The sequence below is a fragment of the Mycobacterium sp. genome, from assembly GCF_050701675.1.
Taxonomy (GTDB): Bacteria; Actinomycetota; Actinomycetes; order Mycobacteriales; family Mycobacteriaceae; genus Mycobacterium.
Genome location: NZ_JBOGDD010000620.1, coordinates 1 through 2166, shown reverse-complemented (window position 1 = coordinate 2166; position 2166 = coordinate 1). Strand labels below are relative to the sequence as shown.

Here is a 2166-nt window from a genome sequence, read left to right as displayed (position 1 = left end):
GGGCTGAGCACCAGCACCGTCGAACCCGGATGGGCCTGGCCCACTTCGGTGGCGACGTCACGCAGCGGCGTGTCGATCGGGGGGTTCTGGCCGAGCACCACCAACTTGAGGTCGATGCCCTTCTGTTTCGCGTCCGCCACCACCTGAGCCAGTCCGGCGTTGGCAGACACGTCCGCAGCGCTGACGCCGTCGTCGCGGAGATCGGCCTGCACCAGGTCCATGCACACGTCTGGCGGCGTCGTGCCGGGGTCCTTCCCCACGACGTCGCACACCTGCGTCGGGATGAACAGCGGCGCCTGCGGAGTCGTCACGTGGCTGACGCTACCGCCAACATGGGCCGATCGGCTGGCAGCACGCCCAGATCGGGGGAAGACTGGGGGCCGCCTTGAGATCGTTTACAGGACAAGCGTACTGTTAAAAACGTTACCGCCGCGACACAGCCCGTCGCGGCGACGATTCAACCGGGAGTTGATGTGAGCAGCGTTAATTCGTTCGGATCCCGCGACACGTTGAAGGTCGGGGACGAAAGCTACGAGATCTACCGCCTGGATGCGGTGCCCGGCACCGAGAAACTTCCCTACAGCCTCAAGGTGCTTGCCGAGAACCTCCTGCGCACCGAGGACGGCGCCAACATCACCAAGGACCACATCGAGGCCATCGCGAACTGGGACCCCGAGGCCGATCCCAGCATCGAGATCCAGTTCACCCCAGCCAGGGTGATCATGCAGGACTTCACCGGCGTGCCGTGCATCGTCGACCTCGCCACCATGCGCGAGGCGGTCGGCGACCTCGGCGGCGATCCGCAGAAGGTCAACCCGTTGGCGCCGGCCGAGATGGTGATCGACCACTCGGTGATCGTCGACGTCTTCGGCCAGCGCGACGCCTTCGAACGCAACGTCGAAATCGAATACGCCCGCAACGGCGAGCGCTATCAGTTCCTGCGTTGGGGCCAGGGTGCCTTCGACGACTTCAGCGTGGTGCCCCCCGGCACCGGCATCGTGCACCAGGTGAACATCGAATACCTGGCGCGCACCGTGATGGTCAGAGACGGCGCGGCATATCCCGACACCTGCGTCGGCACCGACAGCCACACCACCATGGTCAACGGCCTTGGCGTGCTCGGCTGGGGCGTCGGCGGCATCGAAGCCGAGGCCGCGATGCTGGGCCAGCCGGTCTCGATGCTCATCCCCCGCGTCGTCGGCTTCAAGCTCAGCGGTGAGATCAAGCCGGGCGTGACCGCCACCGACGTGGTGCTCACCGTCACCGAGATGCTGCGCAAGCACGGCGTGGTCGGCAAGTTCGTCGAGTTCTACGGTGTGGGCGTCGCCGAGGTGCCGTTGGCCAACCGCGCGACGCTGGGCAACATGAGCCCCGAATTCGGTTCCACCGCAGCCATCTTCCCGATCGACGACGTCACGGTCGACTACCTGCGACTGACCGGCCGCACGGACGCGCAGTTGGCTCTCGTCGAGGCGTACGCCAAGGCGCAGGGCATGTGGCACGACCCCGAGAAGGAACCGGTCTTCTCCGAGTACCTCGAGCTCGATCTCGGCGACGTGGTGCCGTCCATCGCCGGACCCAAGCGCCCACAGGACCGGATCCTGCTCTCGGAGTCCAAGGTCGCGTTCCGCAAGGACATCCACAACTACGTGGAGGAGAACTACCCGACGCCCGAGACCAAGCTCGACGAGGCCGTCGACGAGTCCTTCCCAGCCAGCGATTCGGTCTCGCTGTCCTTCGCCGACGACGACGCGATCGACGTGCTGTCCGCGGCCAACGGCTCGGAGGGCAGGCCGAGCAAACCGGTGACGGTGCGCTCGGACGAACAGGGCGAGTTCGTGCTGGATCACGGCGCGGTAGTCGTCGCCGCCATCACGTCGTGCACCAACACGTCGAACCCCTCGGTGATGCTCGGCGCCGCACTGCTGGCCCGCAACGCCGTCGAGAAGGGCCTGACCTCCAAGCCATGGGTCAAGACGTCGATGGCGCCCGGCTCACAGGTGGTCAGCGACTACTACGACAAGGCCGGGGTCTGGCCGTACCTGGAGAAGCTGGGCTTCTTCCTGGTCGGCTACGGCTGCACCACGTGCATCGGCAACACCGGTCCGCTGCCCGACGCGATCTCGAAGGCGATCAACGAGCACGACCTCTCGGTGACCGCGGTGC

General features: G+C 66.2%; 2 protein-coding genes. One reads left to right on the top strand and one right to left on the bottom strand.

From position 1 onward, the window contains the following. Nucleotides 1-311 (bottom strand): Rv1476 family membrane protein (locus ACRDUX_RS19135; RefSeq protein WP_526415597.1); only part of this gene is annotated, 311 nt, incomplete at its 3' end. A 162-nt stretch (nucleotides 312-473) separates the two neighbouring features. On the opposite strand from ACRDUX_RS19135, the gene ACRDUX_RS19130 reads away from it, so the two are divergent. Further along, a partial coding sequence (locus ACRDUX_RS19130; protein WP_526415596.1) for an aconitate hydratase occupies nucleotides 474-2166 on the top strand: 1693 nt, incomplete at its 3' end.